A 24,073-nucleotide genomic window follows, 5' to 3' on the forward strand; every position below is an offset into this window, starting at 1 on the left:
TGGTCCCGGGTCGGGCCGGATCTCGATTCAGTCGAACGCGGCGGCGAACATGCCCGGCTGGTAGGAACCGCCCCGCTGATGCACGATCACGGCGAGGCGATTGGCCGCGTTGATCAGGGCGACCAGCGCGACCAGCGCCGCGACCTGGTCGTCGTCGTAGTGCCTGCGCACCTCGGCCCAGGTCTCGTCGGACACGGCCCGGTAGGCGTCGGCGAGTCGGGTGCCCTCCTCGGCGAGCGCCAGCGCGGCCTGCTCGGCCTCGGTGAAGACGGTGGACTCGCGCCAGGCGGCGACCAGGTTGAGCCGGACCGCGCTCTCGCCGGCCGCCGCGGCCTCCTTGGTGTGCATGTCGATGCACCAGCCACAGCCGTTGATCTGGCTGGCCCGCAGCGACACCAGCTCCTGCGTGGCCTTGGGCAGCGGCGACTGCTGGATCACCAGGCCGGCGTTCGCGAACCGCTTGGCGAACTTCCCGGCGATCTCGTTGTCGAACAAGTTGAATCGGGCGTCCATGCTTCCGTCCTTACTCCCGGTGTTCGTTCGGACGAACACGAGATGCCGGCGGGCAGCGCCACGTGACGCTGCGGCCGGGTGACGACTGCCACAGCCGGGGATGTCACAGGACGGCCGGCTCCGGCATCTGTTGGGTGACGCAGTCGCGAGGGAACAGGAGCCGCCCATGGTGGGTACGCCGCAGACCGCCGCCGACGATCGCCCGGACCCGGCGACCGAGGCGTTCCTCGCCCACCGCAACCTGCTCTTCACCGTCGCGTACGAGATGCTCGGCTCGGCCGCCGACGCGGAGGACGTCCTCCAGGAGACCTGGCTGCGGTGGGCGGGCGTCGACCTGGGCACGGTCCGGGACCGGCGCGCCTACCTGGTCCGCATCGCCACCCGCCAGGCACTCGTCCGACTGCGTACGCTCAGCCGCCGCAGGGAGTCCTACGTCGGCCCCTGGCTGCCCGAGCCGCTGCTCACCACTCCGGACGTCGCCGAGGACGTGGCGCTGGCCGACAGCGTCTCGATGGCGATGCTGCTGGTGCTGGAGACGCTGGCACCGACCGAACGGGCGGTGTTCGTGCTGCGCGAGGTGTTCGACCTCGGTTACGACGAGATCGCCGAAGCCGTCGACAAGAACCCCGCCGCTGTCCGTCAGATCGCCCACCGGGCACGGGCACACGTCGCGGCGCGCCGGCCCCGCCGGGTCGTCTCCGCGGCCGAGACCCGGTACGCGCTCGACGCGTTCCAGCGGGCGGTCGAGACCGGCGACCTGCAGAGCCTGCTCGACATCCTCGCGCCGGACGTGGTCCTGCTCGGCGACGGTGGCGGCATCAAGCAGGCAGTCCCGCGGCCCATCCTCGGAGCCGACAAGGTGGCCCGCCTGCTGGCCGGCGGGTGGGGCAGGGTCGCGGGCAGCACGTCGTGGCGGCCGGCACAGGTCAACGGCCACCCGGCGCTGATCGTCCAACTGAAGGGCGAGATGGACACGGTCCTGGCCGTGCGCATCGACGGCGGCCTCATCGCCGGGATCTACGCCGTACGCAATCCCGAGAAGCTGTCCCACATGGAACGGGAGACCGTCCTGAGCCGTTGAGCCCAAATTTCCCGTCCACCACGGACGCGATTCGTCCCCGTCCAGCTTGATAGCGTGCCCCGTGCGTCCTTCCCTCCTGCTGTTCGCCGGTGGTGCGCTGGCTCTCGCGCAATCAGCAAGCGGAGCCCGCATCGTCCTTCGCGACGCGCTCGACGCGGAGGCGATGTACGGCGGCGGAATGGATGTCGCCCTGCTGCTGATGCTGGTGGTCACCTCGGTGACCAGCGCGGCCGTTCTGATCGCCGCCGGCGGGCTGCTGGTTCGTCATCGTCTCAGGCCCGGCCGTGCCCTGCTTCAGCTATGGATCGCTCCGATCCTCGTCCGATCGGCATATGGCGGCTTTCTCGTGAGCGTCCCGAACGACGGCGGCCCGTTTCCGGCCTGGGCCGTCGTGACGGAGGTCGTGGCCGGTCCCGCTCTGGTGCTGATAGTGATCACCGCAACGTGGTCGCTGTTCGGCTGGTCCGGGAAATCCTCTCCGCGATCGGGGTAGAGCCGGGGCAGGGGCCGGAGCGAGGACTCCAGTGCGTCCAGGAAGCGTTCGAGTGCGGCCGCGATGACCCAGAGCACCGCCCGGGCGCTGTCCTGGTGCTCCCACTCCGTGGGGTGCCCGCACTGCGAAGTGCTTGCGACGATGGTACCGCCCACAGTACCATCGGCCGCGTGGCGTCCATAGACAAGGTCGTTGCAGCGATGCGGGCAAACCAGCAGAACATCGCTTACAGCGATCTCTACCGGGCATGTGAACACTACTTCGGTAAGCCGCGCCAAGCTGGCAGCTCTCACGCGGTGTTCAAGACGCCCTGGGCCGGCGACCCACGTGTGAACATCCAGAACGACAAGGGTAAGGCGAAGGCGTACCAGGTCCGGCAGGTGCTCAAGGCGATCGACAAGAAGGAGGCCATGTGATGCAGACCGATCCCCGTCCCGAGACCACCCACTACACCTACCGCGTCACCTGGTCCGCCGAGGACCGCGAGTTCGTCGCCACCTGCGCCGAGTTTCCCTCACTCTCCTGGCTGGCTTCCTCCCAGATCGAGGCTCTGCAAGGGCTTCAGGATCTGTTGCGCGAGGTGATCGAGGACATGCAGGAGCAGGGCGAAACGGTGCCGCAGCCGTTCGCCGAGCGCAGCTATTCAGGCAAGTTCAACCTGCGTGTCGGAGAGAGTCTGCACCGGGAACTCGCCATCCAGGCAGCTGAGGACGGCATGAGCCTCAACCAGTACGTCCTCCGCAAGCTCCGAGCCGCCTGACCGCAGAGCACCGTCAGTCGACGGTGGGCAGGCTCGGGCCGAGGACGTCGTCGGCGTCCACGATCGTGTACGCGTACCCCTGCTCCGCCAGGAACCGCTGCCGGTGGGCCGCGTACTCCGTGTCGATCGTGTCCCGGGAGACGACGGTGTAGAAGTGCGCCTGGCGGCCGTCGGCCTTGGGCCGCAGCACCCGGCCGAGCCGCTGCGCCTCCTCCTGGCGGGAGCCGAACGTGCCCGACACCTGGATCGCCACCGCCGCCTCGGGCAGGTCGATGGAGAAGTTGCCGACCTTCGAGATGACCAGGGTGCGCACCTCGCCGGAGCGGAACGCGTCGAAGAGCCGCTCGCGTTCCTTGTTCGTCGTGGACCCCTGCACGATGGGCGCGTCGAGGTACTCGCCGAGCTGGTGGAGCTGGTCGATGTAGCCGCCGATCACGAGCACCTGGTCGTCCGGGTGCCGGTCCACGAGGGCCTTCACCACGGGCAGCTTCGTGCGGGCGGTGGCCGCCATCCGGTAGCGCTCCTCAGCCTCCGCCGTCGCGTACGACATGCGTTCCGCGTCGGTGAGCGTCACGCGTACCTCGGTGCACTCGGCCGGGGCGATCCAGCCCTGCGACTCGATGTCCTTCCACGGCGCGTCGTACCGCTTCGGGCCGATCAGGCTGAACACGTCGCCCTCGCGGCCGTCCTCGCGTACCAGAGTCGCCGTGAGGCCCAGCCGGCGACGGGCCTGGAGGTCCGCCGTGAAGCGGAAGATCGGCGCGGGCAGCAGGTGCACCTCGTCGTAGACCACCAGGCCCCAGTCGCGGGCCCCGAACAGGTCCAGGTGGGTGAAGGTGCCCTTCTTGCGCGAGGTGAGCACCTGGTACGTGGCGATGGTGACCGGGCGGATCTCCTTGCGCTCGCCCGAGTACTCGCCGATCTCCTCCTCGGTCAGCGACGTGCGCGCGATCAGCTCCCGCTTCCACTGCCGCCCCGCCACCGTGTTCGTGACCAGGATCAGGGTGGTCGCCTTCGCCTCGGCCATCGCCGCCGCCCCGACCAGCGTCTTGCCGGCGCCGCAGGGCAGCACCACGACGCCCGACCCGCCGGCCCAGAACGCCTCCACGGCCTCCCGCTGGTACGACCGCAGCGTCCACGGCTTGCGGCCGTCCTTGCCGGCCTCCGCCAGCTCGATCGGGTGGGCCTCGCCGTCGACGTAGCCGGCCAGGTCCTCGGCCGGCCAGCCGAGCTTGAGCAGCGCCTGCTTGAGCCGGCCCCGCTCGGACGGGTGCACCGCGATCGTGTCGTCGTCGAGCTTCGCGCCGAGCATCCCGGCGAGCTTCTTGCTCTTGGCGACCTCGATCAGCACCAGCCGGTCCAGCGCCCGCAGGACCAGGCCGTGCGCCGGGTCGTTGGCGAGCTGGAGGCGGCCGTACCGGTCCATCGTCTCGGCCACGTCGACCAGCAGCCCGTGCGGCACCGGGTAGCGGGAGTACTTGATCAGGGAGTCCACCACGCCCTCGGCGTCGTGGCCGGCGGCGCGCGCGTTCCACAGCCCGAGCGGCGTCAGCCGGTAGGTGTGCACGTGCTCGGGGGAGCGCTCCAGCTCGGCGAAGGGCGCGATGGCCATCCGGCATGCCTGCGCGTCCGGGTGGTCGATCTCCAGCAGCAGGGTCTTGTCCGACTGCACGATCAGGGGTCCACCGCTCACGCCAGTGCCTCTCCTCCGCCTCGGGTCGCCGGCTGTCCGGGAGGCGACTGACCCGCCCAGGCCGACCCACCAGTGTTGCACGCACCCGGGTGACGGCAGAAAAATCTGGTCACCTGGAGCAACCGGAGCGGTACTCGCAACGTCTAGCAAAGGGAACACCTGTCAGGGAGGCAGCATGAAACATGTCCGGATCAGCAGCCGGCTGGTCGCCCTGGCGGTGGTCACGCTGGTCGGTGCCGGTGCGTGCACGTTCGATCCGCAGGCCGACGGCGGCGGGGGCGGGGGACCCGTCGCGGCCGGGGCTGCGGAGCGGGTATCGGGGGCGAGCGGTGCGCCCGGGCCGGACCAGCGGGCGCAGCCGAGCACGGCGCCGCCGAAGCCCAGGGTCAAGCCGACGCGGAGCACGCCGGCACCGACGCGCCCCACGGTGAGGCCGACGCGCCCCGCGACGAAGCCCACCGGGTCGCCGTCCGTCGCCGGCTGCCCGCAGGGCGAGCACCAGCGCGAGGTGGAGGCGCACCTGGCCCGGCTGGGCGGGTTCGGGCGCGTGACCGTCGACGGCCGGCAGTCCGCCGCCGACTGCGCCGCCATCAAGAAGTTCCAGAAGCGGTACGACATCCGCCCCGCCCACGGCCGCGCCGGGCCCACGACGTACGACGTGGCGAAACGACTCGCCACCACCGACACGGCGCGCTGCCGGGCCGGCTCGGGCACCACCTTCTGCATCGACCTGACCCGGCAGACCACCTGGGTCATGCGCAACGGCAAGGTGCTCGTCAAGCCGACCGTCACCCGCACGGGCATGCCCGGCTACCGCACCCCCGCCGGCACGTTCACGATCAACTACCGCAACGTCAAGGAGTGGTCCGACCCGTACGAGGTGTGGCTGCCGTACTGGCAGCACTTCACCCGGGGCATGGGCTTCCACCAGACCACCACGTACCTGCACGAGAAGTCGATCGGCTCGCACGGCTGCGTCAACCTGCTCCCCGGCGACGCCGTCCGCTACTGGGAGCTGGGCAGGGTCGGCAGCAAGGTGGTGCTGGTCGGGCGGCGCCCCGGCACCTGAGCCGCCCGACCAGCCGCGCCACTCCGAGGTCGCACAACTCGTCCGATCCGGGTTTTATCCCCTGTCACTCCCGCCACGGCGGTGTCACGCTGGATGCCAGGCGTCGAACCGGACGGGGAGGCTGGGAATGACGGTCGACCGAGAAGTGATCACGGAGCATAGTCCCGCGCACGACCGGTCGCCCGTCGAGGAGGTCTCCACCGCCACCGTGGTCGCGTACGGGGTGGCGGCGGTGGTGCTCGTCGGCTGGTTCCTCTTCGGCTGGCTGGTGCTCGAACAGGGCTTCGTCGACTCGGTCGGCGAGTCGGCCGGCGCCGGGTTCACGCTGCTGCTGATCGTCTCGGTCGTCGGGACGGTACGCCGCAGCCGGCGCTGACCCGACCCGCTCAGTCCTCCAGCACCGCCGCCGTGATCCGGTGCAGGGCGAACGTGTGCAGCATCTCCGTCCGGTCGTCCTCGGCGCGCAGGTAGCCCGCGCCCATCGAGACCGGCCGGACGAGCCGGGACGCGGTCGCCCCGTGCGCGTCGACGTACCCGACCCAGACCAGCGCCCGGTCCCGGATCGCCTGCTGGAGCACCGCCAGGGCGTCGCTGTGGGAGGGCACCGGCGCCGGACCGATACGCCCGACCCCGTTCCGGACCACGGCCGGCGCCCGCCGCGCGGCCCGGGCCGCCGCGTCGCCACGCCGGATCTGCTCCACCACGCCGAGCAGACGGGGCATGGCCAGCCTCGGTGTGGTCAGCGGGTCGATCGTCCGGGTCGTCACCGGCACCCGGGCCGGGGCCCGCCGGGTCTTCGGGCGGGCCAGCACCGCCGAGCCGCTCGCGTCCTCCGGCACCGGGGCGTACCCGGCGTCGCGCAGCACCATCAGCATCCGACCCACCTGGTACGGCGTCGACAGCACCGTCGGCGCCAGCCGGCGCAACGCCAGCGGCTCCAGTCGCCGGTCGGCGAGCACCTCGGTCAACAGCGCCTCGTCGTCGCTGCGCACGTACGCCCCGGCGGAGCCGACCCGCAGCCCGCCGTGCTTGCGGGCCACGTCGTCCACCAGGTACGTCAGCCCCTGCGGGACGGGGGTGCGGGACCGCCGTCGGAACAGGGCGTGCAGGTCGTCGGCCGAGTAGCCGGCGTCCAGGGCCCGGCGCACGCTGGCCGGGGTGACCCGGTGCACGCTGGCGCCACCGGCCGACTCGTGCTCCGCCACCACCTCCAGCTCGGCGGCCAGCGCCGGGTCGGGCGGGCCGGGCACCACGACGGTCAGGTCCGCCTGCACGAGGAAGTGGTCCACCGGGGCGGGCAGCAGCGCGTCCAGCGCGCGTACGGTGCTGGTCGGGTCGCCGCTCTCGGTGTCCGCCCGCAGCCCGAGGGGGTCGTCGCCGCCCCGCTCGTCGGCGGCGGTCACGTCGGCGAGCAGCAGCCGCCCGTACGAGGTGAGCGCCCCCAGCCCCGTCACGCCCAGCGTGGCCGCCTCGGCCAGCACCTCCCGGTGCGCGGCCTCCCGCCCCCGGCTGCGCCGCGGCGCCCGCCAGTCGAGCAGGGCCAGCACCTCCTCGGGGGTGGGCCCGGTGGCCGGCTCCAGGTCGGCGAGGACCTCCAGCACGGCCCGTCGGGCGGCCGGCGCGCCCGCCCGTTCCGCCTCTGCGGAGAGCACCGTGATCGGCCGGTCCCGGTCGTCGCGCTGCCCGACCAGCCCGGCCTGCCGCGTCATGGTCAGCCAGGCCCGGGCGAGCTGCTCCCAGCGCTGCGCGAGCGTCCCCGCCCGCCACACCTCGTACCCGGCGGTGGGCAGGACCTGCTGGTCGGCGCCGTGCCGGGTGGTGGTGGCCCCGGGCAGGTCGACCTCGCCGACGAGCCCGCCCGCGTACGCCGTCTCCAGCAGCAGGGCCGCCGTCGGCTCGTCCACCCCGACGACCTTGGCGAGCCGGCGCAGGTCGCGGACGCCCAGGCCGCCCGAGCGGAGCACCGGCGCCGGTTCGGCGGCGAGCTGTTCCAGCAGCCCCTCGGTGTGGCGTACCACCTCCATGGTCTGCCCGGCCCCGGCGGAGTCGGCGGCCTTCGGCTCGCGCGGCGGGGTGGCCACCGGCGGCGGGCTGCTGCGCAGCGGGCCGAGCGGGCCGCTGTCGCGGCGCAGCAGCAGGCCGACCTCGCGGGGCAGTTCGACGGTGCCCGTGGCGCCGGCCCTGCCGCCGGAGACCGGCACCAGCAGGTGGTGGTCGACGAGCCAGCGCACCGGCGAGCCGGTCGGCGCGCCGCCGTTGGTCGGGTCGGGCGGCAGGTCGTCCTCCGCGCCGAGCGGGGGCGCCTGCAACGCGCCCGTCGGCACGCTGCCGACCGGCGGTCCGGCGGCCAGCCGGTCCAGGATCGCCCGGGCCGAGGGCGGCGCGGCCAGCAGCGTCCGCCGCAGCTTCGCCGGGTCCGCGCAGAGCGCCGCCGTCCGCGGGCCGAGCTCCGCCGCCGGTCGACCCAGGCCCGCCGGGTACGGCGAGACCTCGTCGACGCTCGCCACCACGCGCAGGGCGCTCTCGGGGCCGTACAGCACGAAGAGCGCGCGCAGCCGGTTCACGGCGGCGCGGACGGTGGTGGGGGCGGGCGGCTGCGGGCCGGCGGTGGCCATGGCGAGCACCGCGTCGGTGGAGGTGGTCCCGTCGGCGGCGTCCCGGGTCAGCCGGGCGGCGTCCAGCATCAGCAGGGTGAACTGGTCCAGCGCGTCGAGCGCGCGGGCCACCGAGACCCGCGACTGGGCCCGGGTGGCGAGCGCGGAGACGTCTGCCGGCACGGGTACGACGAGGTCCGGCCGCAGCTGGAGGAGGGCGGCGAGCGACTCGTCGGGCAGCGACCGCAGGTGGTCGGCGAGTGAGGTGGTCATCGTCGTTCCACGCTAGCCCGGTGGAGGGCCCTCCCGCCCCTCGGACGTCCGGCTGACCCGGGGATGGGCGGGTACGTTCTCCCGCATGGCAGCGCTGACGGTCGGCTTCGACCTCGACATGACCCTGGTCGACTCTCGTCCCGGCATCGCCGACGCCTTCCGGGCGTTGACGGCCCGGACGGGGGTGCACGTGGACGCGGAGGCCGCCGTGGCGCGGCTCGGCCCGCCGCTGCGCACGGAGATCGCCCGCTGGTTCCCGCCGGAGCAGGTCGACGAGGCCGTCCTGACGTACCGCGAGCTGTACCCGGCGTACGCGATCACGCCCACCATCCCGCTGCCCGGGGCGGTCGCCGCGATCGACGCGGTACGCGGACGCGGCGGGCGGGTCCTGGTGGTCACCGCCAAGCAGGGCCGCCTGGCCCGGCTGCACCTCGACCACCTCGGCCTGGTGGTCGACGAGGTGGCAGGCGACCTGTTCGCGGAGGAGAAGGCGACCGCGCTGCGGCGGCACGGCGCGACCCACTACGTCGGCGACCACGTGGCCGACATGGTGGCGGCCGGGGCGGCGGGCGTGCCCGGCATCGCGGTCGCCACCGGCCCGTGCACCGCCGACGAGCTGCGCGCGGCCGGGGCGGAGGTGGTGCTGGATGATCTCACCGGATTCCCGGCGGCGCTGGACGGCATGATCCGGCTAGCCTTGGAGCGGTAGACGTCTCAAGCTCAAGCGAAGCAGGGGTTCTCAGGTGCCGACGGGTCGAGTGAAGTGGTTTGACGCGGCCAAGGGATACGGATTCGTCACCAGCGACGAGGGTGGCGACGTGTTCCTTCCCAAGGGCGCGCTACCGACGGGTGTCACCGACCTCAAGGGCGGCCAGCGGGTCGACTTCAGCGTGGTGGACAGTCGCCGGGGCGCGCAGGCGATGGGGGTCAAGCTGCTCGACGCCCCGCCGTCGATGGCGGAGCTGCGTCGCCGGCCGGCGGAGGAGCTGCACGGCCTCGTCGAGGACATGATCAAGGTGCTGGAGGCGAAGGTCCAGCCGGACCTGCGCCGGGGTCGCTTCCCGGACCGCAAGACGGCGCAGAAGATCGCTCAGCTGGTCCACGCGGTCGCCAACGAGCTGGAGGTCTGAGGCACCAGCCCGGCGTCGGCGGCCCGGCCGAGCAACGCCTCCACGGCGGCGAACCCCGCGTCCCCCAGGTCGGCGGTGAACTCGTTGACGTAGAGCCCGATGTGCCGGTCCACCACGTCGGGCTCCATCTCCTGCGCGTGCGCCAGCACGTACTCCCGGCTGGCGGCCGGGTCGGCCCAGGCCTGGCGTACCGACTCGCGGATCCATTCCGCTGCGGCCTCCGGGTCGACCGCGCCGCGCCGGGCCAGGATGGCCCCGAGGGGGATGGGCAGGCCGGTGTCGGCCTCCCACCACTCGCCGAGGTCGACCAGGGCGGTCAGGCCGTGCCGCGGGTAGGTGAACCGGGCCTCGTGGATGACCAGGCCGGCGTCGTACCGGCCGGCGGCGACGCCCGGCATGATCTCGTGGAACGGTACGACCTCGATCCGCGCCGGGGGCCGCTCGGCCGCCCAGAGCCGGAAGAGCAGGTACGCCGTGGTCCGGTCGCCCGGCACCGCCACCGTGGCACCGCCCAGGTCGGCGCGACCGGAGCCGCCGAGCCGCTCGGGCTGGCCGGGGCCGTCGGAATGGTCGGGCTGGCCGGGGCCGTCGGGGTGGTCGCTGCGGTCGGCGTGGTCGCCACGGATCAGGACCAGTGGGCCGCAGCCGCGGCCCAGCGCACCCCCGCAGGGCAGCAGATGGTAGTCGTCCAGCAACCACGGCAGCGCCGCGTAGCTCACCTTGACCAGGTCGAACGCCCCACGCTCGGCGGCCGTGTTGGTGACGTCCACGTCGGCGTACGTGACGTCGACCGGCGGCGCGCCGGGCACGAGACCGTGCACCAGGGCGTGGAAGACGAACGTGTCGTTGGGGCAGGGCGAGAAAGCCAGCGAGAGCGCCACGCCCTCACCGTATCCCCGCCGTCGGCGGCTCGGCTTCGCCCGGTCCCCACGACTGTGACCTGCCCCGCGAGGTGGCGCTGCCCCGCGAGGTGGAGGCGCGGAGGTGGAAGTGTGCGCTCTGACGCCACGAGCCACGGGCCGAGTGGGACGCGACGGCGACAACCAGGGCGGCAATGGTGTCCGGTTCGGCCCCTGTCGAGCTGCCCTCACAGATGGGGCAAGCCGCGATCCGGCAGATGGCGCAAGCCTCGATGCGGCAAATGGGCAGGGTGCGATCCGGCGAGCGCCGGCCGCACCAGCGCGGGAGCGGCCGGGGCCGGTCAGCCCTGTGCCGGCGCGCGTCGAGTACCGCTCGGTCTTCGCCGTCGCATCCCTGCTGCCCGATGACCCGGCTGATACCCGAGTGCATCCTCATCGCACGCCAGGGACCAGTACAGACGGCCGAGTCCGGCCAGCGACCGTGGCGAACTCGGTATCGCCGGCGGCGGCCCCGCCTTCTGGATACCGGTCGCTCAACGGTGCCGGCATCTCCGTGTACCGGTGGTCTCACGAACGGGGCAGCTCGACAGCGTGCCGAAGAGCACCCAGCCACGCAGCGCCAATCCACCTATCCACAGCCTTGTCCACAGGTGTGCCGCGCTTGTTGACGGTCGCTCGTGGCGTCGCAACGATCGACATGTGGCGGAGCCGACCGGACCGATCGAGGTGGGGGCGGCGCTGCGTGCTCTCCGGCGCCAGGCAGACCTGAGCCAGCGGGAGTTGGCGCGTCGGTCGGGCGTACCCAAGAGCACGCTGGCGCGGATCGAGGCCGATCCGGGAGCCGATCCGAAGTTGCGGACGGTGGAGCGGTTGGTCCGGGCTGCTGGCGGAGAGCTGGCGGTCGGCGTCCGGACGGCAGACCAACCGAGCACGAGCGGCAAACCCGGGGACGGCGAACCCGGGGACGGCGAACCGGGCGCGGTCGCCGTGTTGCCGTCCGTACCGCACGACGGACGACGCGACGAGGGAGGCCGCCGCTATCCCGCTCACCTCGACGTCCGGGAGGTCCGGACGTTGAAGGACTGGCCGGGTGCGTGGTGGGGGCACTGGTACGTCCCGCCCGAGCAGTGGCCGGTGCGGGTGCCGGAGAGGACGTACGACCTCCACCGTGGGCGACGCGACGAGCGACGGGTACGCGAGCGGGCCCGCGCCGCCGTCGGTTTCCGTCGGGTGACGGAGGGGGTTCCGGACGGGTGCTGGCGGTTCGTGGCCCAGCTGCCGGGCGGTGAGCTGGTCGGCGAACTCCGGGCACACGAACGCAGCGAGGACCTGCTGCTCGGTGAGGATCTGGGCGACCGGCGGGAGATGGTGCTGGACGGTGTCCTCGTCGCGCCCCAGCTGCGCTTCCTGGGCATCGGCCGGCGGCTGCTCCAGCTCCTCGGCGAGGGACTGGCCGGGGCCGGTATCCAAACGGTGCGCGCCGTCGCCGACATCGGTGGGGCCGACTTCCTGATCGCCTGCGGCTACCAGGTGGAGGCGAGCCGACCGACGGCTCTGCGGTTCGACCGGCGACCGACGTCCGGAGGATGATCGCCGGGCCGAACCGGGGCAGGGCGGATCAGCGGGGGCAGGCAGGCAGGCGGGCGGGAGGCTCAGGGCAGGTCGGGTGAGGTCAGGGCCGCGGCGGCGGTGGTGAGGGCGGCGAGCGCCTCGCGCATGCGCCAGGCGTCGCGGTCGCGGGGGCCGATCGGGTTGGAGACGGTACGCAGCTCGACGAAGGGGACGCCGGCCTGCGCGGCGGCGACGGCCACGCCGTACCCCTCCATGGCCTCGGCGACCGCGTCGGGATGACGCCGGCGCAGGGCGTCCGTGCTGCCGGCGGTGCCGGTCACCGTGCTGACGGTCAGTACCGCGCCCACCGTCGCCATCGGCAGCGCCGCCCGCAGGGTGGCCAGCAGACCGGGGTCGGCGGCGAGCGCGATGCCGCCACCGAGCCACTCCGGGGGCATGCCCAGCTCGTCCACCGGGAGGAAGCCCGCCGGTGACTCGGCGCCCAGGTCGGCGGCGACGGACACGGAGCCCAGCACCGTCGCGCCGACCTCCACCCGGCCGGCGAAGCCGCCCGCCACGCCCGCGCTGACCACACCGCGGTACGGGCGCCCGGCCGCCTCGGCGAGCACCAACTGCCGGGCGGTGGTGGCGGCGGCTACGGCGGGCCCGACCCCCACCGGCAGCACCGTCGTCGACGCGTCCGTGAGGCCCGCGCGGACCGCCTCGGCCTCGGCGGGCACCGCCGTGACCACCAGCAGGCCCGTCACGGCAGGGGCCCCTGCGGTTCCCGCCGGGTCTCGTCGTCCGCCCCGCCCGCCCCGCCGACGGCCGACGACGGCCGGTAGATGTGGTATCCCGGCGGGGCCAGGGCCGGGTCGTCCAGCGGCGAGCCGCCCTGCGCCGGGGCGGGCGAGACGGGCGCCACCCCGGTGTCGGGACCGCCTCCTGCCCCGGTGCGGGCGCCGGCGTCGGCGCCCGTGCCGGTGCCGTCGTTCCTGCCGGCGCCGTCGTCGCTGCTGCTGTCGGTGTCGTCGGACAGTTCCTCGTCGGCGAGCGGGCGACCGGCCAGCCGCTCGGCGCGCAGGCGGCTCGCCACCACGACGCCGCGGACGGCGGCCAGCGTGCCGACCCCGGCGGCGACGGCGATCCCGATCCGGCCGTCGAAGGGTACGAGCCCCAGCCCGCCCCCGGCGACGAACGCGAGCATCAGCACCGTCTCGGAGTGGGCGAAGGAGCTGGCCCGCAGCCGCTCCGGGATGCGCTCCTGGATCGAGGCGTCCACGGCGAGCTTGGCGATGCCGCTGATCAGCGCGGCCACCAGGCAGAGCAGGGCGACCATCGGCAGCGAGAACATCAGCGCGGCGAGGACCGCCACCCCACCCACGATGATGATGCCGCTGGACTGGATCGCGACGGGCCGGTGGATGCGCAGCCGGGTGCCGATGGCGGTGGCGAGGAAGGTGCCCACGGCCAGCGCGGCGCCGACGAGGCCCAGCGCTCCCTCGTCGCCCAGGTCCCGGCCGAAGACGACGGTGGTCAGGTCGCCGGCCTTGATCGCGAAGGCCAGGAAGAGCAGCAGGAACCCGTACAGCCCGCGCAGCGTCGCGGCGCCGATCAGGGTGGCGATCACGAGCCGGCCCGCCGGTCGCCCCCGGCCCAGCGGGCGGTCACCGGTGCGCCGGCCGAGCGCCCGCAGCGGTCGGGGCACCCGCTCCGGCGGCTCGGAGTCGGCCTTCGGTGGCAGCCGCAGGGAGATCACCATGCCGACCAGGAAGATGATCGAGGCGACCCGGAGCGGCCACTGCGGCCCGAACCAGAAGGCGGCCAGCCCGATCGGAGCGACCAGGGCGCCGGCCACCGTGCCGTAGACGCTGGCCCGGGCGCCCACCTGGGAGAGCCCGAGCCCCTCCGGCAACAGCCGCGGGACGGCCGCCGAGCGGGCCACCCCGTACGCGCGGGAGAGCGCCAGCACGCCGAAGGCCGCCGGATAGAGGCCGAAGCCGTGGATGTAGTCGGAGATCAACCAGGCCAGGAAGGCGCGGCCGAGCATGGTGGCGGCCAGCGCGTACCGGCGGCCGTGGCGGAAGTGGTCGAGCAGCGGGCCCACCACCGGGGCGAGCATGGCGAACGGCACCATGGTCACCAGCAGGTAGAGGGCGACCTTGCTGCGCGCCTCGCCGAGCGGGACGTTGAAGAAGATCGTCCCGGCGAGGCCGATGGCGATCAGCGTGTCCCCGGCGCAGGAGACCGCGTGCAGGTCGAAGAGGCGGACCATGCCGACCTCGCCCCCGGCGCCCCGCGCGCGGGCCCGGCCCGCCCGCCGGGTCATCCGGCGGCCACTGCTGACCGAACCACGGAACAGCAGGCGGACGGCCTTGATGCCGGTGCCGACGGTCCGCCCGAGTACGGACCGCCCGGAGCGGGAGAACAGCGGCATGTCCACCATCCTCACCCATCCGGTCCGTCCGTGCCGCACCACTGTCCCAGAACGTCGTCGGCGGGTGCCTGTCGGTCTGCCGTACGCATGGGGAACAATGGTCTGGTGACCAGGCCCGCCTCCGCCCGTGCCGCTCGTCTCGACCAGGTCTGCGCCGCCGCCGTCGAGGTGGCACGTGACGCCATCACCGAGGTGGACCCCTCGGACATCGGCGACCATCTGCAGGCCGTCGCGGAGGGCGACCGACTCGTCACCCACTACTTCGAGTGCCGGCTCGCCGGCTACCGGGGCTGGCGGTGGGCGGTCACCGTCACCCGCGTCCCGCGCAGCCGGCACGTCACCGTCTGCGAGACGGTGCTGCTCCCCGGCACCGACGCGATGCTCGCGCCCGGCTGGCTGCCGTGGCAGGAGCGGCTCAAGCCGGGCGACCTCGGCCCCGGCGATCTGCTGCCCACCCCGGCGGACGACGACCGCCTCCAGCCCGGCTACCTGCTCTCCGACGACCCGGCGGTCGAGGAGACCGCCTGGGAGTTGGGTCTCGGCCGGGCCCGGGTGCTCTCCCGGGAGGGGCGCAGCGAGGCCGCCCAACGCTGGTACGACGGCGACCACGGCCCGTCCGCCGCGATCTCGGCCGCCGCCCCCGCCGCCGCCCGCTGCGGCACCTGCGGATTCTACCTGCCGCTCGCCGGCGCCCTGCGGCAGTCCTTCGGGGCCTGCGGCAACTTCTACGCCCCCGACGACGGTCGGGTGGTCAGCGCCGACCACGGCTGCGGGGCCCACTCGGAGACCCTGATCGAGGCCACCGAGACCCCGGTCGAGGAGATGCCGACGGTCTACGACGACAGCGCGGTCGAGCCCGTGGCGGTCAGCCGGGCACCGGGCTCGGTCGAGGCCGCCGAGCCGGCGGAGCCGTACGGCCACCCCTGACGCCACCGGCGCGGCGCCGGTCCGGCGGGCCGGTGTCTTCGCAGGTCAGCGGCCGGCGCGGCGGCGGCGCCGGTTGGCGTCGTGCCGCATCATCACGGCGAGACCGGGGAAGCCCCACAGGAAACCGGCCAGGCAGGTCCACAGCCAGTCCTGGTGATCGTGCGCGGTCAGCCAGTCCCGGAAGAAGACCAGCAGCACCAGCCCGGCGAGCGCCCAGGCCGCCATCCCGGCGAGGGCGAACGGCACCATCGGCGGGTCGAGCGGCTCGGGCCGCGGTGGCTGCTCCTTCGGCACGCGGCAAGCGTACGCGATCAACTTTTCCTGCTGGCCGGTGATCTGCGACGATGCGCGCGACAACGGAAGATCACCTGCGAGGACCTGATGTCAGTAGCGCCGCCCGAGAACGGCACACCACCCGACCCAGCGCACCCCCGTAACGGTTTCGACCGGTACTTCGAAATCTCCGCCCGCGGCTCGACGATGAGCCGCGAGGTACGCGGTGGCCTGGCGACCTTCTTCACGATGGCGTACATCGTGGTGCTCAACCCGCTCATCATCGGTGGTGCCGTCGACGGCGACGGCCAGAAGCTCTCCATCGCCGCCCTCGCCGCGGCAACCGCCCTGGTCGCCGGCCTGATGACCATCCTGATGGGCGTGGTCGGCCGGTTCCCGCTGGCGCTGGCCGCCGGCCTCGGCGTCAACGCGCTGGTCGCGTACGAGATCGCGCCGGAGATGACCTGGGCGGACGCGATGGGCCTCGTGGTGATCGAGGGTCTGATCATCGCGGTGCTCGTGCTGACCGGCCTGCGTACGGCGGTGTTCCGCTCGGTGCCGACGCAGATGAAGACGGCGATCGGCGTCGGCATCGGCCTCTTCCTGACCATCATCGGCCTGGTCGACGCCGGCTTCGTGCGTCGGGTGCCGGACGTGCAGAACTCCACCGTCCCGGTCAGCCTGGGCATCGGCGGCAGCCTGGCCAGCTGGCCGCTGCTGGTCTTCGTGGTGGGCCTGCTGCTGACGATCGTGCTGCTGGTGCGTCGGGTCAAGGGCGCCATCCTGATCGGCATCCTCGGCTCCACCGTGGTGGCGATCATCGTCGAGGCGGTGGCGAACATCGGGCCGTCCTTCGTCGACGGCAAGCCCAACCCGAAGGGCTGGGCGCTGAACGTCCCCGAGCTGCCGAAGACCTGGGTGGACGTGCCGGACCTGTCGCTGCTCGGCAACTTCAACCTGTTCGACTCGTGGGGCCGGGCCGGCTGGGTCGTCGTCCTGATGTTCGTGTTCACCCTGCTGATCACGGACTTCTTCGACACCATGGGCACGATGGTGGCCGTCGGCCAGGAGGGGAGCATGCTCGACGAGCGGGGCACCCCGCCGCGGGCCAAGGAGATCCTGCTGGTCGACTCGATCGCGGCGGCGGCCGGCGGTGCGGCGAGCACGTCCAGCAACACGTCGTACATCGAGAGTGCCGCCGGTGTGGCCGAGGGCGCCCGTACGGGCGTGGCCAACCTGGTCACCGGCGGGTTGTTCCTGCTGGCGATGTTCCTGGCGCCGCTGGTCGTGGTGGTGCCGTTCGAGGCGGCGTCCACGGCGCTGGTGGTGGTCGGCTTCCTGATGATGACCGCGGTGCGGACGATCGACTGGTCCGACTACGAGATCGCGATCCCGGCGTTCCTGACGATCGTGCTGATGCCCTTCACGTACTCGATCTCCAACGGCATCGGCGCCGGCCTGATCACGTACGTGGTGGTGAAGCTCGCCAAGGGTAAAGCCCGGGAGATCCACCCGCTGCTGTACGGGGTGGCCGCCCTCTTCGTGCTCTACTTCCTGCGTGGCCCGATCGAGTCCGTGGTGCTCTGAACACCCTTCGCTCCGGGCCGGTGACCGAATCGGGTACCCGGCCCGGAGCAGGACAACCTCCCGTGAGCGTGGTCATATCAGTGGTCATTCGCCAAGCTAATTAGTTAGGCTAACTATCGTGACGGAGCGGACGGTGACGGCGAAACGCGTGCCACCGGCGCAGCTGGCACCGCAGCTGCGTGATGCGATCACCCGGCTGAACCGACGGGTCCGCCAGGCCCGGCCGGTCGGCGACCTCACGGTCACCCAGCTCTCCGCGCTCACCAGCCTCCGGCTGGCGGGTGCGTTGACGCCTCGGGAACTGGCCGACGTGGAACGGGTGCAGCCGCCCACGATGACCAGGATCGTCGCGAAGTTGGAGGAGCGCGGCCTCGTGCAGCGCACCCCCCATCCGACCGACGGCCGGCAGGTCATCCTGGCGGCGACCGAGGGGGGACGGGCCGTGCTCGACCAGTTCGAGCGGGTCCGTGACGAGTGGCTGGCCCGCCGGCTGGCCGAGCTGAGCGAAGCCGAGCGGGAGACCCTGCGGCAGGCCGCCGGGATCCTTCAGCAGGTCGCCCGCGCCTGACCCGCGCGTCGTGCCACCGCGCCGTCCGACGTCGATGACGCGTACGACCGCGAGGAGGCGCACCAAGAGTGCAGGCGAAGCTGAGCACGATGTTCCAGTCCCTACAGGTCCGCAACTACCGGCTCTTCGCGTCCGGGCAGCTGATCAAACTGATCGGCGTCTGGATGATGTTCATCGCCCAGGACTGGCTGGTCCTCGAGCTCTCCGACAACTCCGCCACCGCGCTCGGCGTGGTGACCGCGCTCCAGTTCACCCCGGTGCTGCTGCTCACGCTGCTCTCCGGGCGCCTCGCCGACCGCTACGACAAGCGGATGCTGCTCTTCGTCGCGAACGCGTTCTGGACCGTGCTGGCCCTCGCCATGGCCCTGCTGGTCATCACCGGCCTCGTGCAGCTCTGGCACGTCTTCGCGTTCGCGGCCCTGCTCGGCGTCGCCAACGCCGTGGAGACCCCGGTCCGGCAGGCGTTCGTCTCCGAGCTGGTCGGCACGCGCCTGCTGCCGAACGCGCTCTCGCTGAACGCGGCCGTGTTCAACTCCGCCCGGATCGTCGGACCGGCCGTCGCCGGCCTGGCCATCGCCGCCTTCGACGTCGGGCCGGTCTTCCTGTTCACCGCGCTCAGCTCGATCGCCCCGCTGGTCACCGTGATCCAGATGCGCCCCGCCGACCTGCACCGGGAGGCGCTGCCGCCGCGCGACGAGCGGGCGTCGGCCAAGGTCGTCGACGGCCTGCGCTACGTGTGGCGCCGGCCCGACCTGCTGCTGCCCATGGCGATGATGTCGGTGATCGGCATGTCGCTGTTCAACTTCCAGCTCACCCTCGCCGCGCTGGCCAAGACGGTGTTCGAGACCGGCGCCGCCTCGTTCGGGCTGTTCAGCACCGCGCTGGCGGTCGGCGCGCTCGTCGGGGCGCTCGCCGGCACGGGGCGGCGCAGCCGCCCGTCGGTCTGGCTGGTGCTCGGCGCGGGGGTCGGCTGTGCCAGCTTCGGCACGCTGGTGGGGCTCGCCCCGGCGTACTGGATGGTGGTGACGCTGCTGCTGCCGACCGGGTTCTTCATGGTCTTCTTCGCCCAGGCGGCCAACCAGCGGGTCCAGCTCGGCACCGACGCCGCCTTCCGCGGCCGGGTGATGGCCCTGTGGGTGCTTGTCTTCCTCGGCACCAACCCGGTCGGGGCGCCGCTCATCGGCTGGGTCGCCGAGACCTACGGCGCCGGTGCCAGCATCTGGATCGGTGGGCTGATCTCGCTGGCCACCGTCCTGATCGCGCTCACCTGGCAGCTGCGCCGCTCCGGTGCCCGACTGCGCTTCCGCATCCTGCCGATGCCGCGCTTCTACGTCACCTCCGCCGACTGCTGAGCCCGTCGCCCCGGGCCGGGCCGAGGCCGGGGGCGTGGATGACACGAAAGCGGTGGCGGTAAGGGGGAAAGAGGCTTAGCGTCGATACGTGGAGCTCGGGCGCGCGCTGCTGCTGATCCTGGCCATCGTCGCCATGGCCAGCCTGCCGGCGGTGATCGCCCTGGTCTTCTGCGCGGACGAGATCATCGACCGGGTCGCCTGCGGTTACGCCGAGTGGCGTGAGCGCCGGCGGGAGCGGCGCACCATCGCCCGGCTGGACCGGGCCGTCGAGGCCGACGCGCTCACCCGCGACATCGACCTCGCCGACCTCGACCGGCCCGACCGGCGCCCGCTGGAGGAACTCGCCGCCGACCTGCGCCGCCTGCGCAGCCAGGGGGTGGGTTTCGACGGCCGCCAGCCCGTCTGGCACGGCATGGTCCTCCAGGCGTACGACGACCGGCTCCGGCTGGCCTGCCGGGCCCTCGGGCTGGCCGAGCACCTGACCGAGTTGGAGGGCGTCGACCTGGAGCTGGAACGCGTCCGGGTGGAGGGCCTGCTGCACGCCGCCGGGCTGACCCTGCCCGCCGCCCGGGCCGGTCACCGGCAGCGGCACCGCTGAGGGCGGGCCCGGCGTGAGGCTCTTCGTCGCGCTCTACCCGCCGCCCGAGGCGGTCGCGCACCTCGGCGCGCGGGTCGCCCGGCTGCGGATCGGCGCGGCGGCCGCCGCCGGGATCAACGTCCGGCTCGCCGACCCGGTCAACGCGCACGTCACCCTGGCCTTCCTCGGCGATGTCGAGGCGGACCGGCTGGTCGCCGTGGAGAGCGCGCTCGGGCTCGCCGCCGAGTGGTCCCGCGACGGACGCCAGGCCGCGCCCCGGCTCCGGCTGGCCGGTGGCGGGCGGTTCGGGCGGGGCCGGTTCACCGTGCTCTGGGTCGACCTGCGGGGCGAGGTGGAGCCGGTACTGGTGCTGGCCCGGCTGATCCGCTCCCGGCTGCGGCACGCCCGCCTGCCGCACGACGAGAAGCCGTTCCGCCCGCACCTGACGATCGCCCGCCCCGGCGACCGGGTGCCCCCGGTCGACGTGGCCGCCGACGTGGCCGCCCTCGACGACTACGAGGGCCCGGAGTGGCCGGCGGGCGAGATGGTCCTCGTGCGCAGCCACCCCGGCCCCCGCCCCACCTACGACCGCCTGGCCGCCTGGCCCCTCTGACGCTCCCCGGTCACCAGGCCCACGCCTCGGGGCCGGGGCCGCCGTTGCCGACGGGCGGGAAGAGCTCGTCCAGGCGGGTGAGGGTGTCCTCGTCGAGGCTGACGGTCAGGGCGCCCAGGGAACGGTCGAGCTGGTCGGTGGTGCGCGGTCCGATGATCGGGGCGGTCACCCCGGGCCGGGACAGCAGCCAGCCGAGGGCGACGTCCGCCGGGTCGTGACCGAGGTCGCCGCAGAGTTTCTCGTACGCCTCGATGGTCGGCCGGTGCGCGGCGAGCGCGTCGGCGGAGCGGCCGCTGGCGCCCCGCGCGGCCCCGCCCTCGGCCATCTTCCGCAGCACGCCGGCGAGCAGCCCGCCGTGCAGCGGCGACCACGGGATGATGCCCAGCCCGTGGTGCTGCGCGGCGGGCACCACCTCGAGTTCGACGTGCCGGGTCATCAGGTTGTAGATGCACTGCTCCGAGACCAGGCCGAGGAAGTGGCGCTTCCCCGCCGCCTCCTGCGCCACGGAGATGTGCCAGCCGGCGAAGTTGGACGATCCGACGTAGAGGACCTTGCCCTGGGCGACCAGGGTCTCCATGGCCTGCCAGATCTCCTCCCACGGCGTGCTCCGGGAGACGTGGTGCATCTGGTAGAGGTCGATGGTGTCGGTCTGGAGGCGGCGCAGCGAGTCCTCACAGGCCCGGACGATGTGCCGGGCGGAGAGGCCCTGCTCGTTGGGCCACTCGCCCATCTTGCCGTAGACCTTGGTGGCCAGCACGACCTTCTCCCGCCGGCCGCCGCCCCGGGCGAACCAGCGCCCGATGATCTGCTCGGTGATCCCCTCGCCGGTCTGCCAGCCGTAGACGTTGGCGGTGTCGAAGAAGTTGATCCCGTGTTCGAGGGCCCGGTCCATGATCGCGAAGCTGTCCGGCTCGGTGGTCTGCGGCCCGAAGTTCATCGTGCCGAGGCAGAGGCGGCTGACCGAGAGGCCCGTACGGCCGAGGTTCGTGTACTCCATGAGGCCACCCTGCCACGGCGGCACTTCGAGTGCCTCGCGTCGACTCCGGCGACCGGGTGGTCGCCGGAGTCAGGCGGTCACGAGGACTCGCGGGCCGCCGGGCCGCTGCCGAAGAGCACGTCGTCCCAGCTCGGCAGGCGCTTGCGCGGCTTGCCGCCGGCGTCGGTCGACTCGCCCGCCGCTGCCGCCGGCGCGCCCGTGCGCCGGGGCCGGAGCACCGCCAGCGACGGCACGGCGGGCACCTCCTTGGGCGCGTCCGAGTCGTCGTCGAAGGCGGAACCCTGACCGCCGCCGAGCAGCGCCGCCGCCCCGCCACCGACCGGCCGTTGGCGCGGCGCGTCCTGCCCGGCCAGGGCGGCCGGGGTGCGGGGTTCGAGCCCGCGGCCCGAGGTCGAGCCGAGCGGACGGTCGAGGGAGGCGAGCAGGGCGTCCCGCCCGGCCCGGATCGGGTCGCGGCCGGGACGGCTGTGCTCCGCCGCCGCCGGCAGGCCGTGCCCGCCCCGGCTCGGCTCGCCGCGCGACGGGCCGGGCAGCGCGTGGCCGCCCCGCTCGGGCGTCGGCTCCTGGCCGAGGATCGGGGTGGGCCGCTCGGCGCAGAGGTACTGCGCCATGTCGTCGTGCGGGGTGACCGCCTGCCGGGTCTTGTCGAGATCCCAGATCGCCTGCGCGGTCGCCTTGCCCGAGGGCCAGGTCGCCACGATCCGCCAGGTGCCGTCGTCGCGGCGCCACGCGTCCCAGGAGATCTTCTCGGTGTCGATCCCGTGCTGGGCCAGCCGGCCGTTGACCACCTCGGCGAGCGGGGTGGGCTTCTCCGCGCCCTTCAGCCGGGTGCGGCGGGCGTGCTGGGCGAGCATGGCCCGCTCCTGGAGCACCGGGCCGGCGTAGCGCAGCACGCGGTCGACCGGCACGCCGGCGATCCGGGCGACGTCCTCGGCGGACTCGCCGGAGCGGATCTTCGCCTGGATGTCCCGTGGGGAGAGTGAGGGCACCGGGTCGGCGCTGGCCGCCGGGGCCACCGCGAGCGGTGGGGCGCCGGGCTCGGCGTGCAACGCGCCGGCGATCCGCTCGTCGATGGGCAGGGCGAGCAGTCGCCCGACCTCGTCGGCGAGCACCAGGGCCTGGCCGTCCTCGGAGAGGGCGACGAAGCGTACTGGGCGCATGGCGTAGCCTCCGTCCCGCTTCGCTGGCCGTCACGCCACGAGCCGGCCACCCGGGCGTCCTCGCACCACCGTACGCGCATCTGTCCGCAGGTGGGGGATGCGACACCCGCATGTCGCGACTGAGCTGCGGCGATGATCACGGTCGGTGGCCGCAGGACGCGTCGGCGGCCACCGACCGTGACGGCGATCAGAGTCGCTCGACCACGTAGTCGATCGACGCGGTCAGGGCCTCGACGTCGGCCGGCTCGACGGCCGGGAAGAGCGCGACGCGAAGCTGGTTGCGGCCCAGCTTCCGGTACGGCTCCGTGTCCACGATGCCGTTGGCGCGCAGCGCCTTGGCGATCGCGGTGGCGTCGACGGACTCGGCGAAGTCGATGGTGGCGACCACGTGGGAGCGCAGCGCCGGGTCGGTGACGAACGGCGTCGCCACCTCGGAGCGCTCCGCCCAGCCGTACACGATCGACGCGCTCTCGGCCGTGCGCTTGGCCGCCCAGGCCAGCCCGCCCTGGGAGTTCATCCAGTCGGTCTGCTCGGCGGCCAGGAAGATCGTGGCCAGCGCCGGGGTGTTGTAGGTCTGCTCCAGCCGCGAGTTGTCGATCGCGGTGACCAGGTCGAGGAAGGCCGGGATGTAACGGCCGGACGCCTTGATCTCGCCGGCCCGCTCCAGCGCGGCCGGCGACATCAGGGCCAGCCACAGGCCGCCGTCGGAGCCGAAGCACTTCTGCGGTGCGAAGTAGTAGACGTCGGTCTCGCCGACGTTGACGTCCAGGCCGCCGGCGCCCGAGGTGGCGTCGACCAGCAGCAGCGAGCCGGGGTCGGCGCCGGCCACCCGGCTGATCGGCACCGCCACACCCGTCGAGGTCTCGTTCTGCGGGGTGGCGTAGACGTCCACCCCGGCCTCGGCGGTCAGGGTGGGCGCGGTGCCGGCCTCCGACTTGCGGACGGTGGGCTCGCCGAGGAACGGGGCGTCCTTGACGGACTTGGCGAACTTCGCGCCGAACTCGCCGAAGCTGGCGAACTGCGCCCGGTCCCGGACCAGGCCGAACGTCGCGACCTCCCAGAAGGCCGTGGTGCCGCCGTTGCCCAGCACCACCTCGTAGCCCTCGGGGAGGGAGAAGAAGTCGGCGATGCCGCGGCGCAGCCGGGCCACCTCGTCACGGACGGTCTTCTGCCGGTGCGAGGTGCCCAGGTAGCTCGTCGCCACCTCGGCGAGGGCGGAGACCGCCGCCGGACGGACCTTGGACGGCCCGCAGCCGAACCTCCCGTCGGCGGGCTTGAGGTCGTCGGGAATCCGGATGGTCGGTGCGTCAGCCACGGTTGTCGAGATCCTTCCGCATGGGCGAGGGCGGGCCCGGTGTTCAGGCGGGCGCGGATCGACGGCGGACGCGCGCTCAGGCGCACGACGTGGCCGGGACCCGGGCCCGGTCCGGCGACACTGCCGGCCTTCATCCTCCCACCCGCCCCGGCCGCGGTGACCGCTGGTCCCACGCCCGGCGGTGAGGCGTCCACCACAACCCCCGCCCTTGGGCGGCCCGGGCGTCGCGCCTGGTCGCGCCCACGCAACA

Annotated in this window: 25 protein-coding genes; 15 read left to right on the forward strand and 10 right to left on the reverse strand. The window is 73.3% G+C overall.

Annotated features, from left to right (window positions below; translation table 11 throughout):
- Positions 1-27: 27 nt before the first annotated feature.
- The gene (locus ACFHW0_RS16915; RefSeq protein ID WP_416608701.1) at positions 28-513 is read right to left on the reverse strand and encodes a carboxymuconolactone decarboxylase family protein; all 486 of its coding nucleotides are present in this window, start codon (positions 511-513) and stop codon (positions 28-30) included.
- Between the two features lie 166 nt (positions 514-679).
- On the opposite strand from ACFHW0_RS16915, the gene ACFHW0_RS16920 reads away from it, so the two are divergent.
- The 4 genes from ACFHW0_RS16920 to ACFHW0_RS16935 all read left to right on the forward strand — a co-directional run bounded on the left by ACFHW0_RS16920 (position 680) and on the right by ACFHW0_RS16935 (position 2,847).
- Positions 680-1,594 carry an RNA polymerase sigma-70 factor gene (locus ACFHW0_RS16920; protein ID WP_416608703.1) on the forward strand — a complete coding sequence of 305 codons (915 nt, stop codon included), beginning with the start codon at positions 680-682 and terminating at the stop codon, positions 1,592-1,594.
- 61 nt (positions 1,595-1,655) lie between these two features.
- Positions 1,656-2,087, forward strand: a complete 432-nt coding sequence (locus tag ACFHW0_RS16925; protein ID WP_416608705.1) for a hypothetical protein — start codon at positions 1,656-1,658, stop codon at positions 2,085-2,087.
- 170 nt (positions 2,088-2,257) lie between these two features.
- Entirely contained in the window at positions 2,258-2,503 is a 246-nt protein-coding gene (locus ACFHW0_RS16930) for a toxin HicA (protein ID WP_416608706.1), read from the forward strand.
- Positions 2,503-2,847 carry a type II toxin-antitoxin system HicB family antitoxin gene (locus ACFHW0_RS16935; protein WP_416608708.1) on the forward strand — a complete coding sequence of 115 codons (345 nt, stop codon included), beginning with the start codon at positions 2,503-2,505 and terminating at the stop codon, positions 2,845-2,847. Before ACFHW0_RS16930 ends, ACFHW0_RS16935 begins: the two co-directional genes overlap by 1 nt.
- Positions 2,848-2,860: 13 nt before the next feature.
- Here ACFHW0_RS16935 and ACFHW0_RS16940 read toward each other — a convergent pair whose 3' ends face one another.
- Positions 2,861-4,540 (reverse strand): DNA repair helicase XPB, encoded by a 1,680-nt coding sequence (locus ACFHW0_RS16940; RefSeq protein WP_416608710.1) that lies wholly within the window; start codon positions 4,538-4,540, stop codon positions 2,861-2,863.
- A 175-nt stretch (positions 4,541-4,715) separates the two neighbouring features.
- Between ACFHW0_RS16940 and ACFHW0_RS16945 the strand changes: the two genes are divergently transcribed.
- Both ACFHW0_RS16945 and ACFHW0_RS16950 read left to right on the forward strand, forming a co-directional pair.
- The gene (locus tag ACFHW0_RS16945; RefSeq protein ID WP_416608712.1) at positions 4,716-5,609 is read left to right on the forward strand and encodes a L,D-transpeptidase family protein; all 894 of its coding nucleotides are present in this window, start codon (positions 4,716-4,718) and stop codon (positions 5,607-5,609) included.
- Positions 5,610-5,736: 127 nt separating this feature from the next.
- On the forward strand, positions 5,737-5,985 hold the full coding sequence (locus tag ACFHW0_RS16950; protein ID WP_416608714.1) for a hypothetical protein: 249 nt from the start codon (positions 5,737-5,739) through the stop codon (positions 5,983-5,985).
- A 10-nt stretch (positions 5,986-5,995) separates the two neighbouring features.
- On the opposite strand, the gene ACFHW0_RS16955 is transcribed toward ACFHW0_RS16950, so the two are convergent.
- Positions 5,996-8,476 carry a helicase-associated domain-containing protein gene (locus tag ACFHW0_RS16955; RefSeq protein WP_416608716.1) on the reverse strand — a complete coding sequence of 827 codons (2,481 nt, stop codon included), beginning with the start codon at positions 8,474-8,476 and terminating at the stop codon, positions 5,996-5,998.
- A gap of 85 nt (positions 8,477-8,561) precedes the next feature.
- On the opposite strand from ACFHW0_RS16955, the gene ACFHW0_RS16960 reads away from it, so the two are divergent.
- Positions 8,562-9,185, forward strand: a complete 624-nt coding sequence (locus ACFHW0_RS16960; RefSeq protein WP_416608718.1) for an HAD family hydrolase — start codon at positions 8,562-8,564, stop codon at positions 9,183-9,185.
- 34 nt (positions 9,186-9,219) lie between these two features.
- Positions 9,220-9,606 carry a cold-shock protein gene (locus ACFHW0_RS16965; RefSeq protein ID WP_101413859.1) on the forward strand — a complete coding sequence of 129 codons (387 nt, stop codon included), beginning with the start codon at positions 9,220-9,222 and terminating at the stop codon, positions 9,604-9,606.
- On the opposite strand, the gene ACFHW0_RS16970 is transcribed toward ACFHW0_RS16965, so the two are convergent.
- On the reverse strand, positions 9,567-10,487 hold the full coding sequence (locus ACFHW0_RS16970) for a 1,4-dihydroxy-6-naphthoate synthase (RefSeq protein WP_416608720.1): 921 nt from the start codon (positions 10,485-10,487) through the stop codon (positions 9,567-9,569). The two genes, ACFHW0_RS16965 and ACFHW0_RS16970, sit on opposite strands and share 40 nt — an antisense overlap.
- Before the next feature lie 678 nt (positions 10,488-11,165).
- Here ACFHW0_RS16970 and ACFHW0_RS16975 point away from each other — a divergent pair.
- On the forward strand, positions 11,166-12,056 hold the full coding sequence (locus ACFHW0_RS16975; protein WP_416608722.1) for a helix-turn-helix domain-containing protein: 891 nt from the start codon (positions 11,166-11,168) through the stop codon (positions 12,054-12,056).
- Between the two features lie 62 nt (positions 12,057-12,118).
- On the opposite strand, the gene ACFHW0_RS16980 is transcribed toward ACFHW0_RS16975, so the two are convergent.
- Together ACFHW0_RS16980 and ACFHW0_RS16985 are read right to left on the reverse strand one after the other, a co-directional pair.
- Positions 12,119-12,784 (reverse strand): futalosine hydrolase, encoded by a 666-nt coding sequence (locus tag ACFHW0_RS16980; RefSeq protein WP_416608724.1) that lies wholly within the window; start codon positions 12,782-12,784, stop codon positions 12,119-12,121.
- On the reverse strand, positions 12,781-14,454 hold the full coding sequence (locus ACFHW0_RS16985; protein WP_416608726.1) for an MFS transporter: 1,674 nt from the start codon (positions 14,452-14,454) through the stop codon (positions 12,781-12,783). The genes ACFHW0_RS16980 and ACFHW0_RS16985 overlap by 4 nt, the downstream gene beginning before the upstream one ends.
- A gap of 87 nt (positions 14,455-14,541) precedes the next feature.
- Here ACFHW0_RS16985 and ACFHW0_RS16990 point away from each other — a divergent pair, with 87 nt between their 5' ends.
- Complete coding sequence (locus ACFHW0_RS16990; protein WP_416608727.1) at positions 14,542-15,381, forward strand: DUF3027 domain-containing protein; 840 nt, start codon at positions 14,542-14,544, stop codon at positions 15,379-15,381.
- A gap of 45 nt (positions 15,382-15,426) precedes the next feature.
- Here ACFHW0_RS16990 and ACFHW0_RS16995 read toward each other — a convergent pair whose 3' ends face one another.
- Positions 15,427-15,675, reverse strand: coding sequence for a DUF2530 domain-containing protein (locus ACFHW0_RS16995; protein WP_089002323.1), 249 nt, complete (start codon positions 15,673-15,675; stop codon positions 15,427-15,429).
- Positions 15,676-15,762: 87 nt separating this feature from the next.
- Between ACFHW0_RS16995 and ACFHW0_RS17000 the strand changes: the two genes are divergently transcribed.
- The 5 genes from ACFHW0_RS17000 to thpR all read left to right on the forward strand — a co-directional run bounded on the left by ACFHW0_RS17000 (position 15,763) and on the right by thpR (position 20,351).
- Positions 15,763-17,241 carry an NCS2 family permease gene (locus ACFHW0_RS17000; protein ID WP_416608729.1) on the forward strand — a complete coding sequence of 493 codons (1,479 nt, stop codon included), beginning with the start codon at positions 15,763-15,765 and terminating at the stop codon, positions 17,239-17,241.
- Between the two features lie 118 nt (positions 17,242-17,359).
- Positions 17,360-17,809, forward strand: a complete 450-nt coding sequence (locus tag ACFHW0_RS17005; RefSeq protein WP_416608731.1) for a MarR family winged helix-turn-helix transcriptional regulator — start codon at positions 17,360-17,362, stop codon at positions 17,807-17,809.
- A gap of 68 nt (positions 17,810-17,877) precedes the next feature.
- Positions 17,878-19,161: an MFS transporter gene (locus ACFHW0_RS17010; RefSeq protein ID WP_416608733.1), complete on the forward strand. Its 1,284-nt coding sequence runs from the start codon at positions 17,878-17,880 to the stop codon at positions 19,159-19,161.
- Positions 19,162-19,249: 88 nt separating this feature from the next.
- Entirely contained in the window at positions 19,250-19,759 is a 510-nt protein-coding gene (locus tag ACFHW0_RS17015; protein ID WP_416608735.1) for a hypothetical protein, read from the forward strand.
- A gap of 13 nt (positions 19,760-19,772) precedes the next feature.
- Positions 19,773-20,351 (forward strand): RNA 2',3'-cyclic phosphodiesterase, encoded by a 579-nt coding sequence (gene thpR, locus ACFHW0_RS17020; RefSeq protein WP_416608737.1) that lies wholly within the window; start codon positions 19,773-19,775, stop codon positions 20,349-20,351.
- Between the two features lie 10 nt (positions 20,352-20,361).
- Here thpR and ACFHW0_RS17025 read toward each other — a convergent pair whose 3' ends face one another.
- The 3 genes from ACFHW0_RS17025 to serC form a co-directional block, all read right to left on the reverse strand.
- A complete protein-coding gene (locus ACFHW0_RS17025) occupies positions 20,362-21,348 on the reverse strand; it encodes an aldo/keto reductase (protein ID WP_416608739.1) in 987 nt (328 codons plus the stop codon).
- A gap of 77 nt (positions 21,349-21,425) precedes the next feature.
- Positions 21,426-22,508, reverse strand: coding sequence for a septation protein SepH (gene sepH / locus ACFHW0_RS17030; protein WP_366641104.1), 1,083 nt, complete (start codon positions 22,506-22,508; stop codon positions 21,426-21,428).
- A gap of 187 nt (positions 22,509-22,695) precedes the next feature.
- Complete coding sequence (serC, locus tag ACFHW0_RS17035) at positions 22,696-23,823, reverse strand: phosphoserine transaminase (RefSeq protein ID WP_416608741.1); 1,128 nt, start codon at positions 23,821-23,823, stop codon at positions 22,696-22,698.
- Positions 23,824-24,073 lie beyond the last annotated feature (250 nt).

The sequence above is a fragment of the Micromonospora sp. LOL_025 genome (assembly GCF_048060285.1).
In the GTDB taxonomy this organism is placed as follows: Bacteria; Actinomycetota; Actinomycetes; order Mycobacteriales; family Micromonosporaceae; genus Micromonospora.

Bases quoted from the DNA above. Each gene is read 5' to 3' on its own strand.
- ACFHW0_RS16945 (WP_416608712.1), top strand. From the start codon at position 4,716: ATGAAACATGTCCGGATCAGCAGCCGGCTGGTCGCCCTGGCGGTGGTC.
- ACFHW0_RS16955 (WP_416608716.1), bottom strand. From the start codon at position 8,476: ATGACCACCTCACTCGCCGACCACCTGCGGTCGCTGCCCGACGAGTCG.
- ACFHW0_RS17025 (WP_416608739.1), bottom strand. From the start codon at position 21,348: ATGGAGTACACGAACCTCGGCCGTACGGGCCTCTCGGTCAGCCGCCTC.
- ACFHW0_RS16960 (WP_416608718.1), top strand. From the start codon at position 8,562: ATGGCAGCGCTGACGGTCGGCTTCGACCTCGACATGACCCTGGTCGAC.
- ACFHW0_RS16990 (WP_416608727.1), top strand. From the start codon at position 14,542: ATGGGGAACAATGGTCTGGTGACCAGGCCCGCCTCCGCCCGTGCCGCT.
- ACFHW0_RS16915 (WP_416608701.1), bottom strand. From the start codon at position 513: ATGGACGCCCGATTCAACTTGTTCGACAACGAGATCGCCGGGAAGTTC.
- ACFHW0_RS16920 (WP_416608703.1), top strand. From the start codon at position 680: ATGGTGGGTACGCCGCAGACCGCCGCCGACGATCGCCCGGACCCGGCG.
- sepH (WP_366641104.1), bottom strand. From the start codon at position 22,508: ATGCGCCCAGTACGCTTCGTCGCCCTCTCCGAGGACGGCCAGGCCCTG.
- ACFHW0_RS16950 (WP_416608714.1), top strand. From the start codon at position 5,737: ATGACGGTCGACCGAGAAGTGATCACGGAGCATAGTCCCGCGCACGAC.
- ACFHW0_RS16985 (WP_416608726.1), bottom strand. From the start codon at position 14,454: ATGCCGCTGTTCTCCCGCTCCGGGCGGTCCGTACTCGGGCGGACCGTC.
- ACFHW0_RS17000 (WP_416608729.1), top strand. From the start codon at position 15,763: ATGTCAGTAGCGCCGCCCGAGAACGGCACACCACCCGACCCAGCGCAC.
- ACFHW0_RS16935 (WP_416608708.1), top strand. From the start codon at position 2,503: ATGCAGACCGATCCCCGTCCCGAGACCACCCACTACACCTACCGCGTC.